This is a genomic window from Bellilinea sp. (assembly GCF_053501535.1).
In genome coordinates this window covers 1-14,124 of record NZ_JBRCOK010000101.1, presented here as the reverse complement: position 1 = coordinate 14,124, position 14,124 = coordinate 1, and the positions used below count along the sequence as shown (strand labels likewise).

Annotated in this window: 12 protein-coding genes; 6 read left to right on the top strand and 6 right to left on the bottom strand. The window is 53.3% G+C overall.

From position 1 onward, the window contains the following. The 6 genes from pgmB to ACWIZX_RS10070 form a co-directional block, all read right to left on the bottom strand. Positions 1-557 (bottom strand): beta-phosphoglucomutase (gene pgmB, locus ACWIZX_RS10095; protein ID WP_448335665.1); only part of this gene is annotated, 557 nt, incomplete at its 3' end. After that, the gene (locus tag ACWIZX_RS10090; RefSeq protein ID WP_448335664.1) at positions 554-2,746 is read right to left on the bottom strand and encodes a glycoside hydrolase family 65 protein; all 2,193 of its coding nucleotides are present in this window, start codon (positions 2,744-2,746) and stop codon (positions 554-556) included. The genes ACWIZX_RS10090 and pgmB, both read right to left, overlap by 4 nt. Positions 2,747-2,780: 34 nt before the next feature. Beyond that, positions 2,781-3,716, bottom strand: coding sequence for a carbohydrate ABC transporter permease (locus ACWIZX_RS10085; RefSeq protein ID WP_322794596.1), 936 nt, complete (start codon positions 3,714-3,716; stop codon positions 2,781-2,783). 13 nt (positions 3,717-3,729) lie between these two features. Beyond that, on the bottom strand, positions 3,730-4,713 hold the full coding sequence (locus tag ACWIZX_RS10080) for a carbohydrate ABC transporter permease (protein ID WP_448335663.1): 984 nt from the start codon (positions 4,711-4,713) through the stop codon (positions 3,730-3,732). Positions 4,714-4,783: 70 nt separating this feature from the next. Further along, complete coding sequence (locus ACWIZX_RS10075; RefSeq protein WP_448335662.1) at positions 4,784-6,115, bottom strand: extracellular solute-binding protein; 1,332 nt, start codon at positions 6,113-6,115, stop codon at positions 4,784-4,786. A gap of 189 nt (positions 6,116-6,304) precedes the next feature. Next, positions 6,305-7,381: a LacI family DNA-binding transcriptional regulator gene (locus ACWIZX_RS10070; RefSeq protein ID WP_448335661.1), complete on the bottom strand. Its 1,077-nt coding sequence runs from the start codon at positions 7,379-7,381 to the stop codon at positions 6,305-6,307. A gap of 201 nt (positions 7,382-7,582) precedes the next feature. Here ACWIZX_RS10070 and ACWIZX_RS10065 point away from each other — a divergent pair, with 201 nt between their 5' ends. The 6 genes from ACWIZX_RS10065 to ACWIZX_RS10040 all read left to right on the top strand — a co-directional run. Continuing rightward, complete coding sequence (locus ACWIZX_RS10065) at positions 7,583-8,998, top strand: MFS transporter (RefSeq protein WP_322791870.1); 1,416 nt, start codon at positions 7,583-7,585, stop codon at positions 8,996-8,998. Further along, entirely contained in the window at positions 8,970-9,581 is a 612-nt protein-coding gene (locus ACWIZX_RS10060) for a TetR/AcrR family transcriptional regulator (RefSeq protein ID WP_448335660.1), read from the top strand. The genes ACWIZX_RS10065 and ACWIZX_RS10060 overlap by 29 nt, the downstream gene beginning before the upstream one ends. 43 nt (positions 9,582-9,624) lie before the next feature. Further along, complete coding sequence (locus ACWIZX_RS10055) at positions 9,625-12,288, top strand: LuxR C-terminal-related transcriptional regulator (protein ID WP_448335659.1); 2,664 nt, start codon at positions 9,625-9,627, stop codon at positions 12,286-12,288. A 157-nt stretch (positions 12,289-12,445) separates the two neighbouring features. Beyond that, positions 12,446-12,697, top strand: a complete 252-nt coding sequence (locus tag ACWIZX_RS10050; protein WP_322792783.1) for a hypothetical protein — start codon at positions 12,446-12,448, stop codon at positions 12,695-12,697. Next, positions 12,694-13,335, top strand: coding sequence for a flavodoxin domain-containing protein (locus ACWIZX_RS10045; RefSeq protein WP_322792784.1), 642 nt, complete (start codon positions 12,694-12,696; stop codon positions 13,333-13,335). Before ACWIZX_RS10050 ends, ACWIZX_RS10045 begins: the two co-directional genes overlap by 4 nt. A gap of 12 nt (positions 13,336-13,347) precedes the next feature. Beyond that, the coding region (locus tag ACWIZX_RS10040; protein ID WP_448335658.1) for a hypothetical protein at positions 13,348-14,124 on the top strand (777 nt) is incomplete at its 3' end.

The following is a 14,124-nucleotide window of genomic DNA, read 5'->3' as shown; positions in this document are numbered from 1 at the left end:
CCAAGCCCAAGCGTGCACATCCCGGCTGCTTTTCCGGCAGCAATCCCCGCTTCGGCATCCTCAACCACCAGACATTCCTCCGGTGATACCCCCAAACGCTCAGCAGCCAGCAGAAACAAATCCGGGGCCGGTTTGCTGCGTGCGGCGGCATTGCCATCCACCACCGCATCCAGCCACTCCCCAATTTGCAAACGCTCCAGTACCAGCGGCGTGTTTTTGCTGGAAGACACAATCGCCACCTTGTAGCCGGCCTGATGCAGTTCTTTCAGCAGTTCCAACGCCCCCGGCAGCAGGTTCTCCGGCGTCATACGGGAAACATACTCAATGTAGTACCGGTTTTTCCGTTCCATCCACTCGTTCATTTCCTCTTCCGTTGCCGGACGGCCGTTCAGCAGCAACAACAGCGATTCGCGGCGCGAAACTCCCCGCAGAGCCTCGTTTTTCTGACGGTCAAACGACAGACCCAATTCATCCGCCAACCGCTTCCACCCAAGGTAATGGAACTCGGATGTGTCGGTCAATACGCCATCGAGATCGAATAGAAAAGCGCGTATCATTCCTCACCCGCCTTCCCCGATGAATTGAACAGGTCAATTTCCAGTGTTTGACCGCGATATTTCAACCGAAAAGCCAGCCGCTTCCAGTGCGTCGGTAGACAGGGTTGAGTGTTCCAGTCGTTCTCTCCCAATTTCAACCCGCCAAAGCCAAATACAATGGCCTGCCAGATGCCCCCCGCTGAAGCCGCGTGAATTCCATCATGGGCGTTGCCGCGCACATCCTCAAGATCGGCCAGCGCAGCGCGCATGAAATGCTCATAGGCTTCCTCGGGTTTTCCTACCCGGCAGGCAATAATCGCATGGATTGCCGGCCCCAGTGAAGAACCAAAGGTATGATCCGTCCTTGCGTTGTAGTACTCGTAATTTGCCCGCAGCTTGTTTTCATCGAACAGTTCCGGCAGTAAATAGGCCAGCATGACCACATCCGGCTGTTTGAGAATATTGGCTTCGCTGGCGCCTTCGATACCCAGCAGGGATTGAATGGATTGAGTACGCGGTTCCAAAGCCTGCAAATCAATTTGCTTGCGTTGAAAATACCCTTCAAACTGTTCCACCAGACCGGTCTGAGCATCTTCCTGCCAGTAAATTTTTTCTGCCACTTCCTGCCAGTGCGCCAGTTCGTTTTCATCCAGTTCCAGCTGGTCGCGGAGCTGGGCAGCCTTTTGCGGTTGATGGCTTTCCAGCCATGCCAGTACCTGGAGCGCGGTTTTCAACTGCCAGCGTGCCAGCGCATTGGTATAGGCGTTGTTATCCACATGGTCATGGTATTCATCCGGGCCGATGACATCGGTAAATTCGTAACAGCCGGTTTCGGCATTCCATTCCGCCCGGCTGGCCCAAAAACGGGCAACATCCAGAAAAATCTCCGCTCCGCGATGAATCATAAAGTCATCATCGCCGGTTGCCTGCCAGTACTGCCAGATGGCGTAACACACATCCGCCGAAATGTGAATTTGAATATCGCCGGTCCAGATGCGAATGAGTTGGGTTCGGTCGCTAGGATGCGGCACCCAGGTGGGAGTTACCTCTTCGCCGGTGGCCGCGCTTTCCCATGCGTATTGAGCCCCTTTATAACCATTTTCACGGGCTTTTTTACGCGCCCCTTCCAGGGTGTGGTAACGGTACGAGAGTAAATTACGGGCAATCTCCGGCCGGGTATAAGTGAAGAAAGGCAGCATGAAAATTTCCGTATCCCAAAATACATGCCCGCGGTAACCATAACCGGAGAGTGCTTTAGCCCCGATGCTTACCCGTTCGTCCTGACGGGGGGCCGCGGCCAGCAATTGGAAGAGGCTGAATCGCACTGCCAGATGAGCGCGATCATCTCCTTCAATCAAGACATCACAGCGCTCCCACTCACGCTGCCATGCGCGGGCGTGACTCTCCCATAATCCCTTCCACGCTCGTTTTGGAACGGTCTCCAAAGCCCGCCGGGCAGCTCCCTGAGGGTCGTTGGTTTCACGTGAGGTATAAAACGCGGTTATCTTCTCGATCTCGACAATCTCGCCGCTTTTCAGTTGCGTGGTTACCACCAGGGTTGGTGCGTTACGGGTATCCCAGGCGGATTGCTGAAGATTACCTCCGCCGCTGACGACGAGGCGTGTCGCAGCCCCCAGTTCAATTCCAGAAGAACGGGTGCGCAGATGAAGCCATGCGCTGTTCTGCCCAAATCCCTGCCCGATCCAGTCCCAGTGTTTGTAATTCAGGTTATCCGTTTCACCACTCAAGGTCGTACGCGCTTCAAGGTTAGTATTCTCTAACGCCTTAATCGTGACCCGCTGACACAACAGATGGGGGTTTGCCAGACTGGCAAACCGTTCAAAGGCCAATTGCCAGAGCATCCCCTGTGGGCTGCGCCACTCCACCCGACGGCTCAACCTACCGGTGCGTAAATCCAGCTGGCGCTGATAGACCAGAATTTCACCCTCGGTTAACCGGAACGGCTCCCCTCCCAACCACAGGTTGAGGTCAAGCCAATCCGGCGCGTTGACCAGCTCGGTAAATACGATGGGTACATCATCGAAGACCCCATGAATGAAGGTGGTACGTTCCTCGCCGGGGTAGCGCTCTTCATGCGCTCCACGAGTGCCGAGATAGCCATTCCCAATCGTAAAAATTGTTTCGGCATGATTCTGGCGGGCAAGGTCAAAGCAAGTTTCAGTGATTAACCAGTTACGATCATTCAGCATAAAATGAACCCTCTATGTGCAACAGTATTCAGTCTCAGCCCTCTTTCAACCCCGTACCGGCAATGCTCTGGGTGAAGTAGCGCTGGAAGATGAAGAAGATGATCAGAATCGGCAGGGTGTTGAACAGTGAACCTGCCAGCACCTTGGAAATCAGGGTGTAGTATTCGCCGCGGAACCAGTTCAGCCCGATGGGCAGGGTAAAGTTTTCCGGCGTGCGCAGAATGGTCAACGGCCACATAAAGTTGTTCCATTCACCCTGAAAGGTCAGCAGCGCCAGAGTCAGCAGTTGTGTGGTGCTGATGGGTAAAACAATACGGAAGAAGATGCCGAACCGCCCCAACCCATCAATCATCGCCGCTTCTTCCAGTTCCTTGGGGATGCTCTTGTAAAATTGGGTCATCATAAAGATGCCAAAAGCCGCCACAATCCCGGGCAAAATGACGCCGCCCAGATTGTCCATCAAACCAAAACCGGTAGGGATGGTAACATCGCCGATTTTCAATCCGCCGCGAATGATACCCGGGCCAACCACGAGGAAGTTCGGAATCAGGGTTACCTGGCCGGGAATCATCATCGAAATCAGCAAGGCGGTGAACAAAAACTTCTTCAGCGGAAACTCCATGCGGGCAAAAGCATAGCCTGCCATGGCGCAAAACAGGACACGCGCCACCGTCACCACAATCGAGATGATGGTACTGTTGAGCAGCCAGCGCGGAAACAGCGGCAAAGCCCCAATCACATCACGGAAGTTTTCCAGGCTGAACGGAATCGGCCAGAACAGGGGCGGATCGTACACATTGGCAACCGGTTTGAGGCTGAAAATAAGCGTGAAATACAATGGCGCAAGGCACAAAATGGCCCAACTGATCAAAATCACATAGAAGATGGGGGTTTTGAGGCGGTCTAAAAGCGCGATGAGTTTATCGGAAAAGGATTCTTTTTTGGAAATGGTTTGAGTTATCGTAGCCATTCTTTCACCTCGCTCATGCCGAACCAACGCTGCCGCTGCCTTCGATAATCCGCCGCTGAATGAGGGTGAACACCAGAATAATCAGCGCCAGAATAAAGGACAGGGCGGCCGCCTGCCCCATCTTGACCGTTGTATCCCGGAAGGCCCACTTGTAAATCAAATAGGCAACCGTGGTGGTCGAATCCAGCGGCCCCCCGGAAGTCATCACATAAATCTGGTCAAACACCTGAAAACATCCGATCAAGCCAACCGTCACTACGAAGAACACCACCGGGCGCAGCATGGGGATGGTGATGAAGCGCAAGGTTTGGAACTTATTGGCGCCGTCAATCGAGGCTGCCTCATAAATTGCAGTGGGAATGTCCTGCAGGCCGGCCAGAAAGATGAGCATCAACGTGCCGCTAGTGGTGAACACATTCAAAATCATGATGGTGTAAAAGGCATAGCGCGGATCGTTCAACCAGTTGATATTGAGGTTAAATATCTGATTGACAATCCCCAGCGGGCTGAATAACCATACAAAAATCAGGGAGATGACTACCGAAGAAGTCACGGAGGGTAGATAGTAAATGGTGCGGAAGAGGCGCCGAAAGCGCAGTTTTTGATCCATGGCAAACGCCAGAATCAGGCTCAATACGGTTTGGGTTGGCACCACAATCAAGGTGTACTTGACGGTGTTGGGCAGTGCCTTCTTGATAAACAGGTCATCACACGCTAATGGCGGCGCATCCTCGCCGCGCGGCATGAGAGCCTCCAGGCACAAGACCCGGCGGTAGCCTTCCAGTCCCCACCACTCCGGCGGACGCAGCAGGTTATAGCGGGTAAAAGACAGATAAAAGGCGTAACCTATCGAGAAAATTGTAAAAGTGAAAAAGATGAACAAATACGGCAATAGAAAAATATAGGCGGTGAGGGCTTCGCTGCGTTTTTTTCGTTTTTCCGGGTTATCTTTGCGCCAAAATAAACCCGCCGGACGATTGGAAACTGTCTGTGTCATTCCTCCATCCTCCATTATTTCACGGAGAGGGTCAGCCGCTGCTGGGCTGACCCTCTCCAGCACGACCGCTTTACTTCACTTCGGCAATTTTTTGGCGGATCACCTGCGCCGCCTGTTTCAGCGAAGCATCTACCGCTTGATTTTCGAGATAGATGCGTTCCAACGCTTTACCCATCTGTTCGTTGACATCCGAGCCAACCAGACCCCATACAAACGGCCGTGCACCTTGCAGCGCTCCGCGGAAGATGGCGCTGGATGCCGGATTCGTCTTCAGAAATTCGCTGTTCTGCAGGGACAGGCGGGTAGGCAGGGCAAAACCGCTTTCCAAGACCTTGTTTTGAGCCTTCTCGCTGGTCAGATAATTGATGACCCGCATGGCTGCTTCCGGATTCTTGCTGTTGCGCGAGATGACGTAGGCAACCGTGAAGATCAAATTGCCTTCACCTTTCGGGCCAGCCGGTGGGGTGACCACTCCGTAGTTGGTGTTGGGGAATTGCTGCTTGAGGTAGGGAATCAACCAGCCGCCTTCATATACCATGGCGAACTGCCCCTTGCCAAACACCGTCCCTTGCCAGCCTTCGCCAACATCCGCCGGAATGGCGCCGATTTGATTCTTGCGGAAGTCGGTGTAGAAAGTGGCTGCTTCAACCGCCGCCGGCGAGTCGAGCAGGGTGTCGCTGTAATCCTCGGTCATAATGGAGCCGCCGTTCTGGAAGACAAAGATCGGGAAGCGGCCCGGATCGGCCGGCACACCCAGCCCATAGATGTTATTGGCGGGATCGGAAAGCGCTTCGGCAGCCGCCTTCAAGTCATCCCACGTCCAATCATCGGTGGGTTCGGCAATGCCCGCCTTGGCAAACAGATCTTTGTTGTAGAACAAACCCAGCGTGTTGAAGTCTTTGGGGATACCGTAGGTAACACCACCCTCAGAGAAGGCATCAATCAAAGAGGGGATGAAATCATCGCGTTTGACGCCTTCCTTTGCCATCAGGTCGTCAATTGGCAGCAAAACCTCATCGCGCACAAAAGCCGGGAACTGGAAAATGTCCATATAGAAGACATCCGGTTCAACGCCAGAGGCGATGGAAGTCTTCAACTGCTGCCAGTAATCACCGGTGATGGGCTCATACTTGACGACAATGTCCGGATTTTCCACGGTGAAGTCCAGCAAAATGGACTGCAGCAGTGCGGTTTCTTCCGGGCTGGCTGCCCAACCGGAAAGGCGTACTACCGCGCGTTCGGCGGGCTTCTCAACTTCAACGGTCTTTACGACTTCCTTTTCCTTCTCCACCGTAACCGTCTCGATCACTTTTTCGGGGGTGGGGGTAGCGGCTGGCTGGCAGGCTGCCAGCAGCAGGCTGAGAACCATCAGGGGGACAAACCATTTCAACAGGGTTTTCATGACCTTTCTTCTCCTGAATTATGAGTTGGAAAAACAGTGTTTTCCTTGAAAAGCAGTGTTATACTCAAACACGGGAGGGCTGACAAAGCCGCCCCGTCGAAGCCACCCCCAACCTATCCCTGGCAGGAGCATGGAGGGGTGGCTTCATTTGTCGCCAGTAAAACGAAAGGGGAAAGTCTTCGTTTTGATTTATCGCTTAATCATCACCTCCTCAGACATGGAATGTTCAGGTTCAACCGATCGGCTGGAAGCGCGAATGACCAGCTGCGGCTGCATCAGGATGGTTTCGAATTGCTCAACGGTGTCTTTTGCCTCCAGCAAATTCAACAACAGCGCAATCAGGCGTTCGCCAATCTCCCAAACTGGTTGGCGGACAGAGGTCAGCGGGGGGGTCAAATATTGGGCAATGGGCGTATCGTCAAAGCCGGTTACAGCAATTTGACTGCCCACCCGAAAACCAGCATCCTGAATGGCTTTGATTGCACCCACGGCCATGTAATCATTCAAGGCGACCATGGCAGTTGGACGAATGGCTTCCGGTAAAGCCAGCAAATTTCTGGCTGCCTCATATCCAAAGGCAAACCGCCCTTCGCCGCGCTGAACCCATTCGGGCAGCGGTTCAATGCCGGCAGCACGCATGGCAGAAAAATATCCTTCCATGCGGTTGTTGCCCACCCGCGATTCCTCCGGCCAGGCCAGCGCAGCAATCCGCCGGTGACCCTGAGCCAGTAAATGTTCGGTGGCCAGGCGCATGCCGTAACCACCATCCACATCAATGGAGGGAAAACGCAGTTCCGGGTTGGAACGCCCGAAGGCCACAAAAGGAAATTTCTGTTCAAGCAGGAAAAGCACACGCGGATCGTTGTACTCTACCCCCGAAAGAACAAAGGCATCCACGCGGCGGGTATCCATTAATTCGCGGTAGGATTCAATCTGTCGTTGAGTTTCTGAATGATACGGAAAACACAATAAATAATAACCACGCTCCTCGGCAGCATGGAACATGCTTTGCAAAAAAGTATCCAGAATGGGGTTAGCCTGATCAGGCGGGGACGGGCGCCAGGAGTAACCAATCGTAAAGCTGCGTTGAGCGCGCAGGCTGCGGGCGGTGTAATTGGGACGGTAATTCAACTCCCGCACGGCTTGCCAGATGCGCGCTTCAGTATCCGGCGCAACCTGCACCTGGCCGTTGATCACCTTGGAAACGGTCTGATAACTGACACCGGAGCGTAATGCGACTTCCTTAAGGGTAACTCTGCGGGACATTTTGGATAGAGGTGGTAGAAAAGGATGGGGCCGGTCTTTGCGAACGTTCGTGCGAACGTTCGCATTAACAGTATAGAAAATTTAATCCGCTTTGTCAAGTACTTTTTTCCCGAAAATCACCCCTTTGGAGGATAGTAACACCTTTGATCTATGGTATATTTACTAAACGAACGGTCAGTAAGCACATTTGGAGGTTTCACTATGCTGCAAGATAACAAACAACGCAATCAACTGCTTTTCCTCCTTTTCTTCGGTGTGCTGATGGGCGCGCTGGATATCGCCATTCTCGGCCCGGCTCTGCCCTCTATCCGCGCCGAATTTGGAGTGGATGAGCGCGCACTGGCATGGATGTTCAGCAGTTACGTTCTCTTCCAACTGGTCAGCACCCCGCTCATGGCAAAACTTTCCGATGTCTACGGCCGCCGCTGGATTTACATACTCGATATTGCCTTATTTGGCTTTGGTTCATTATTGGTGGCCGTTTCGACCAGCTTTAACGTCGTGCTGATTGGACGCGCCATTCAGGGTTTTGGAGCCGGCGGCATCTTCCCGGTTGCCAGCGCCGTCATTGGCGATACTTTTCCCCCTGAAAAACGAGGCAGCGCACTCGGCATGATTGGCGCAGTTTTCGGCGTTGCCTTCCTGATCGGCCCGCTGCTGGGCGGTATCATTCTGGCATTTGCCAACTGGCACTGGCTGTTCCTGATCAACCTGCCCATCGCGGCCCTGCTCATCCTTTTCAGCCTGCGCCTGTTGCCCGCTACCCGCCCGGCTACCAGCCGACGGCTGGATGCCGCCGGCATGGCTCTGCTGGCATTATTCCTGGCTTCTTTGACCTTTGGCTTGAATCAACTTGACCCAACCAATCTGACAGCCAGCCTGCTGACCCCCGCGGTTGGCGGGGTTCTCGCCCTTGCCGTGGTTTTGCTGGTCATTCTCATTCAGGTTGAGCGCCGCACCAGCCTGCCGATGCTGCCCGCCCACCTTTTCAACCGCCGTCAATTGGGGCTGGCCTACCTGCTTTCCGCCGGGGCCGGGCTGGCAGAAGCCAGTCTGGTATTTGTGCCCCTCATGGCTGTAACCGGCCTGGCAAATCAAGGCATCAACGAGAGAAACGCCACATGGCTGCTCATTCCGGCCATTCTTGCGATGGCTGTCGGATCACCGCTTGCCGGGCGGCTGCTCGACCGGGTCGGTTCGCGCAATGTGATTATGGGAGGAACTGCTCTGCTGACAACAGGTTTTCTCATGCTCAGCCTGCTCGGCGGTAATTTGATTTTCTTCCTGTTATCCGGCGTGCTGATTGGCGGCGGCTTGACCGCCTTGCTCGGCGCTCCAATCCGGTATATTATGTTAGGAGAAGCATCCACCGAAGAACGCTCGCTGGCACAAGGACTGGTCACGCTGTTCACCAGTATCGGTCAACTGGTCGGCAGCGCCCTGATCGGCGCACTGGTAGCTTCCTTTGGGGCAGGCAACGCCTTCAGCGGTTATCAAACCGCCTTTGGATTCATCACATTCACCAGTCTGATCCTGTTTGCCAGCGCAACACGGCTCAAAACCCGCCAGCGCGAATTGGAGACTCTGCATGGAAATGAAGCCCTCAGTGGTGGATAATCCACCCCTCTCGATGCGCGATAAAATCCTGCACGAAACCACCCGCCTTTTTGTGGAGCGCGGCTACGATGGTGTTTCCATCCGAGAAATTGCCGAAGCCTGCAACATCACCAAAGCCGCTCTCTACTATCATTTTGTGGATAAGGAACGTCTATTAATTGAAATCCTCGAAACAGGATTGACCGCTTTTCATCAATTGCTGGAAGATGCCCTCCACAATCACATTACGGCTCAGGCGCGTATCCGCGCATTTGTGTTTTCGCTCTTCACGCGCCTGCCGCCCGAAAACCGCGCTGTGATTCGGCTGGCGACCCAGGAAATGGGCAAATTACAACCCGAACTACGCGCTCAGTTCTCTCTGCATTATCGTCAGCAGTTTTTACAACCACTTGAACAGATTTTCATCGAAGGACAGCAAAACCACGAACTCCGCCCATTCCCGCCGGCCTTGGGAGTATGGGCTTTGCTGGGAATGTTGTATCCCTTTATGAGCGGTGAATCCGCTTTCCGACCGGAACTGACACCTCAACAATTGGAACAGCTCGTGGAATTGTTTTGGAAAGGGGTCGCCAGCCAATCCTGATTGAACATTTTTGGAACACGTCATGTCCTGATATAATCAGCACATGACGCCGCTGGTCTGGACGAAGTTCAAAATTCCTCCTCTGCGCGCCAAAAGCGTGTTACGTCCACGCCTGCTGGAAAAACTCAACCGCGGTTTAGACAGCCGCCTGATTCTCATTTCGGCACCTGCCGGGTTTGGAAAAACCACCCTGCTGGTGCAATGGCTACAAAGCCTGGCTTTGCCTGCGCTGTGGATTGCCCTTGAAGAAGCCGACGATGACCCGATTCGCTTCTTCACAGCGTGGATCACCTGTCTGCGCCAGGCCATACCCTCCTACTGCGAAGACGTCCTTCAGATTCTATTGACCGCCCAATTGCCGCCCGCCGACCTGCTGGCAGCCGAATTAATCAATCCGCTTACCCAATTGAACCAATCCATCATCCTCGTCCTGGATGATTTTCAACACATCCAGGATCAGATCATTTTGCGATTTCTTCAAGACCTGATTGCCTATCAACCGACTGATTTTCATCTTGCCATCCTTTCCCGTGAAGATCCACCCCTTCCGCTGGCCCGTCTGCGTTCCCAAAACGATCTGGTCGAAATCCGCACCAGTGATTTGAGGTTTGAACCGCCGGAGAGCGGACAATTGTTCAACGACCTTTTGAACATTGACCTTGAACCATCTGTGGTTCAGACATTGACCGAACGCACCGAAGGCTGGGCGGCCGGCTTGCAATTAGCCGCTTTATCCCTGCAGGGTAATCTTCATCCGCAACATCTGATTCAAGACCTGACCAGGGGTACGCGTTTTATCCTGAACTATCTGGCAGAGGAAGTATTAAACAAACAACCCCCGGATATTCAGGATTTCCTTCTCAAAACCTCTTTGCTTTCCACACTCAGTGCCGAGCGTTGCAATATCCTCACCGGAAGACAGGATAGTGCCGATTTACTCGAAACCCTGGATAAAAGCAATCTGTTCATCCAGCCGCTTGACGAGCAATTCCACTTTTACCGCTACCACGCCCTGTTCGCCGAGCTGCTGCGCAACCGGTTAAATCGGATGGAAGAAAAAGAGGTACGCAATCTGCACCTGCGTGCTGCTCAGGCCCTGTTAGCCGAAGGGCTGGTGACTGAAAGTCTTTTCCATTTTCTGGCAGCAAAGGATTATTCCTCCGTTCTGGATTTGCTGGAAAAGAACATCTGGCATTGGATCAACTATATGCCGGCTGGCCAAATTGAAGGGGTTTTATCCCAAATCCCGGGGGATGTTCAATTTTCTCATCCGCGTTTACTGTTGGGCCTGGGATGGTTGTATCTGCTGCGGGGCAACTTTCCCCGCCTGGCCGGAATCCTTCAATCGCTGGATATACTCTTGCCGGAAGGTGAACCAGTTTTTGAGGAGGCTGCCCTGATCAAAGCCGAGCGGTTTGCCCTGCAAGCAAATTTTCTTCAGGTTCAGCAAAAATTCGATGAAGCCATCCAATCTGCACGGCAATCCATCAACTTGTTAAACGGCAAAGACGAACGGATTGCCTCGCTGGCTTATCTGGCGTTAGGGGCAGGGCAAAGGCAAAAGGGGAATTATGAGGAAGCCCGTACGGCATTGGAAAACGCCATTCATCTCAGTCGAAAAAACGACGACCCGGTAACCGATATTCTGGCGGTTTCACATTTGACCTTAATGGCCCTGGAATACGGGCAGTTAGGGTTGGCTGCTGTTACAGCTCAACAGGCCATCCAGCATCTGGAACAACACCCGCATGGCTATCCGGCGGTGCTGGGAGCAGTTTACGGCGCACTGGGTTGGGTGTACTACCATCGTGGGCAGCTGGAGCAGGCATCTCAGCATTTTCAGCGGGGCATTCACCTTGCCGAATTGAGCGGCCACAATGCCTCAGCGGTTTATTCACTGGTGGGCATGGCGCGGCTGCAAATCGCTCAAGGTCAACCCATTGCTGCCCGGCAGTACCTGCAGCAAGCCGAACAGTTCTATCAGAAAGGCGCACCTGCCTGGGTGCTGCCGGAATTGCTTTCCTGTAAAAGTCTTCTGGCACTGGCGGAGGGAAATCATTTAGAAGCTGGTGCAATCCTGTCGGTCAGCGGTATCACTCCCGACTCGCCGGTAACCCCATTTTCCGAAACCCTGCTGCTGGCCTGGTTGAGGCTGACAGCCGCTCTCGAAAACTCTGAACAATTCCCACCAGCACTGGAGCTTGCCCGGCGAATACTTCACTTCAGCCGCGCCAGCAGACGGAACTACACTCTGCTGCAAAACCTTGTACTGGGGGCAATTCTTCACTTCAAAAATGGGGATGAAGCACAGGCCAGCCAATGGCTGGCAGAGGCGGCTCAAATTGCTATATCTGCCGGTTATCGGAGCGTTTTTTTTGAACAAAAGTCATCTCTGCTGCCCCTCCTTAAGATCGTGCGTTTTCCGGAAGCGGAGACTTTGCTCCATCCAGTGGATGAAAAACAACAAGGTGCATTACCACAACGGCCTTCCACCGGCGATGACAACTTGGGTGGCGTAGCGCTGACCGAAAGAGAGCTGGAGGTTCTGCGACTTCTGGCACAGGGGTACACCTACAATCAAATTGCCGAACAGCTGGTCGTCAGCCTGAACACGGTGCGCTTTCATGTGAAAGGCATCTATGGCAAACTGGGGGTCACCAAAGTCAATCAAGCCATCGCTGAAGCTCACCGGCAGGGTCTGATTTAACACCACCCTGATCCTGACCGATCTTACAGGTATCCATTCATCCAAATCTGAAAACGGGAATGTAGTCAATATCTTAGAAAGAAACCACATTCTCCGCCACTTTCAGACTACATCTCCATGTAGTCCATTTCAGCATGAAATGTCCTAAACTAGGGACATGAATGAATACGTTCCACCTCAACCACAACCAGATCGCTACCGCATCATCATCAAGGGAGTCATGGACGAAGACTTCCTCCAGAATTATTGTTCGCCCGGGTTCACCCTCAGCCACCAGCACGGCAGGACAACCCTGTCTAATCTGCAAACCGATCAGGCGGGCATGCTGGGTTTGATTCGTCAGCTGCATAATCTCGGTGTTACGGTGCTCCTGGTTGAGCTTCAAAACGAAATGGAGCAAATCGAATGAGTGAAAAAAGAGTTTCCCGTCGTGAATTTTTGAAAATCGCCGGAGTTGGGCTGGCGGCTACCGCCTTCACCTGCTCCAGTTTGGGTTACGCGGCTACCCGCCAACCCCAAGTTGACTTACCCGAAATGAATCTTGAAAAGGAAAATGCCATGAAGAAAATTTTGGTCACTTACTCAACCCGCGCCGGTTCAACTGCCGAAATTGCTGCCACAATTGGACAAACCCTCTCGCAGCGCGGCTACAGCGTAGATGTCCTGCCGGTCAAAAAACAGCCCAACCCGTCGGACTATGACGCTGTGATTTTGGGCAGCCCCATCCGGATGGGCAGCTGGCTGCCGGAAGTCATTGATTTCATCAAGGAAAACCGCACCCTGTTGGAACCAATGCCGGTTGCCGTTTTTACCGTCCATATGTTGAACAGCGGCAATGATGAGGAGAGCCGCACCAACCGACAGGCCTATTTGAACGCGGTCCGCGAGTGGATTTCACCCGCTGAAGAAGTCTTCTTTCTCGGCAAAATGGAGCTGGCTAAACTTTCATTCCTCGACCGTTTCATTTCCAATGTGATGAAAGCCAAAGATGAAGATTTACGCGACTGGAATACGATCAACGCCTTCGCTGAATCGGTCTTTGCCTGAAAGTGGAGCAAAATGAAGTCACCTTCTGCCTTACGCATACTTGTGCCAATCATTATCGGGCTGGCTTTGATTGCTGCTGGCGGCGGCCTATATCCCGCCGCCGGTCAGCCTTTCAGTCTGGTCAACTTCCGCGGAGAAGATGTCACTATCAACGCCCGCGGATTGTACTACTGGGACACGGTCAGTTCCGCCGCTCAAATGCAGGCAAACGATGCGGTAACCCTGTTCCTTGCGCTACCCTTGCTGGGTGTATCTTACCGCCTCACCCAAAAAGGTTCGTTGCGTGGCAAACTTCTCCTGACCGGTACCCTCGGTTTTATTCTCTACACCTACATCACCATGTGTTTTGGCGCGGCCTACAATCCTTTTTTCCTGATTTATGTTGCTCTTTTCAGCCTGAGCCTGTTTGCTTTCGTGTTGAGCATGATGTCCTTTGAGGTTAACTCTCTGACCGCCCATTTTTCCGAAAAACTACCGCGCCGTTGGATTGCCGGATTGTTGTTCTTTGCAGCTGCTTTTCTCTCACTGGCGTGGTTGGGACGCATTGCGCCAACATTCATGCCGGGCGCTGTTCCCCTACTCGAAAACACAACCAGCATGTTCATCCAAGCAATGGATTTGGGGATTGTTGTACCGGTATGCATCCTTTCGGGAGTGTTATTGCTGCGCCGACGACCGTGGGGTTACCTGCTGGCCTCGGTTGGTCTAATCAAATTCCTGACTCTCGGCACTGCCGTCAGTTTGATGGCGCTCAACATGGCTCGCCTTGGTGTTCCGGTCAGCCCGGTG

Excerpts from the sequence above, each read along its gene's own strand:
- ACWIZX_RS10090 (WP_448335664.1), bottom strand. The coding sequence starts at position 2,746 with ATGCTGAATGATCGTAACTGGTTAATCACTGAAACTTGCTTTGACCTT.
- ACWIZX_RS10085 (WP_322794596.1), bottom strand. The coding sequence starts at position 3,716 with ATGGCTACGATAACTCAAACCATTTCCAAAAAAGAATCCTTTTCCGAT.
- ACWIZX_RS10080 (WP_448335663.1), bottom strand. The coding sequence starts at position 4,713 with ATGACACAGACAGTTTCCAATCGTCCGGCGGGTTTATTTTGGCGCAAA.
- ACWIZX_RS10075 (WP_448335662.1), bottom strand. The coding sequence starts at position 6,115 with ATGAAAACCCTGTTGAAATGGTTTGTCCCCCTGATGGTTCTCAGCCTG.
- ACWIZX_RS10070 (WP_448335661.1), bottom strand. The coding sequence starts at position 7,381 with ATGTCCCGCAGAGTTACCCTTAAGGAAGTCGCATTACGCTCCGGTGTC.
- ACWIZX_RS10065 (WP_322791870.1), top strand. The coding sequence starts at position 7,583 with ATGCTGCAAGATAACAAACAACGCAATCAACTGCTTTTCCTCCTTTTC.
- ACWIZX_RS10060 (WP_448335660.1), top strand. The coding sequence starts at position 8,970 with ATGGAAATGAAGCCCTCAGTGGTGGATAATCCACCCCTCTCGATGCGC.
- ACWIZX_RS10055 (WP_448335659.1), top strand. The coding sequence starts at position 9,625 with ATGACGCCGCTGGTCTGGACGAAGTTCAAAATTCCTCCTCTGCGCGCC.
- ACWIZX_RS10050 (WP_322792783.1), top strand. The coding sequence starts at position 12,446 with ATGAATGAATACGTTCCACCTCAACCACAACCAGATCGCTACCGCATC.
- ACWIZX_RS10045 (WP_322792784.1), top strand. The coding sequence starts at position 12,694 with ATGAGTGAAAAAAGAGTTTCCCGTCGTGAATTTTTGAAAATCGCCGGA.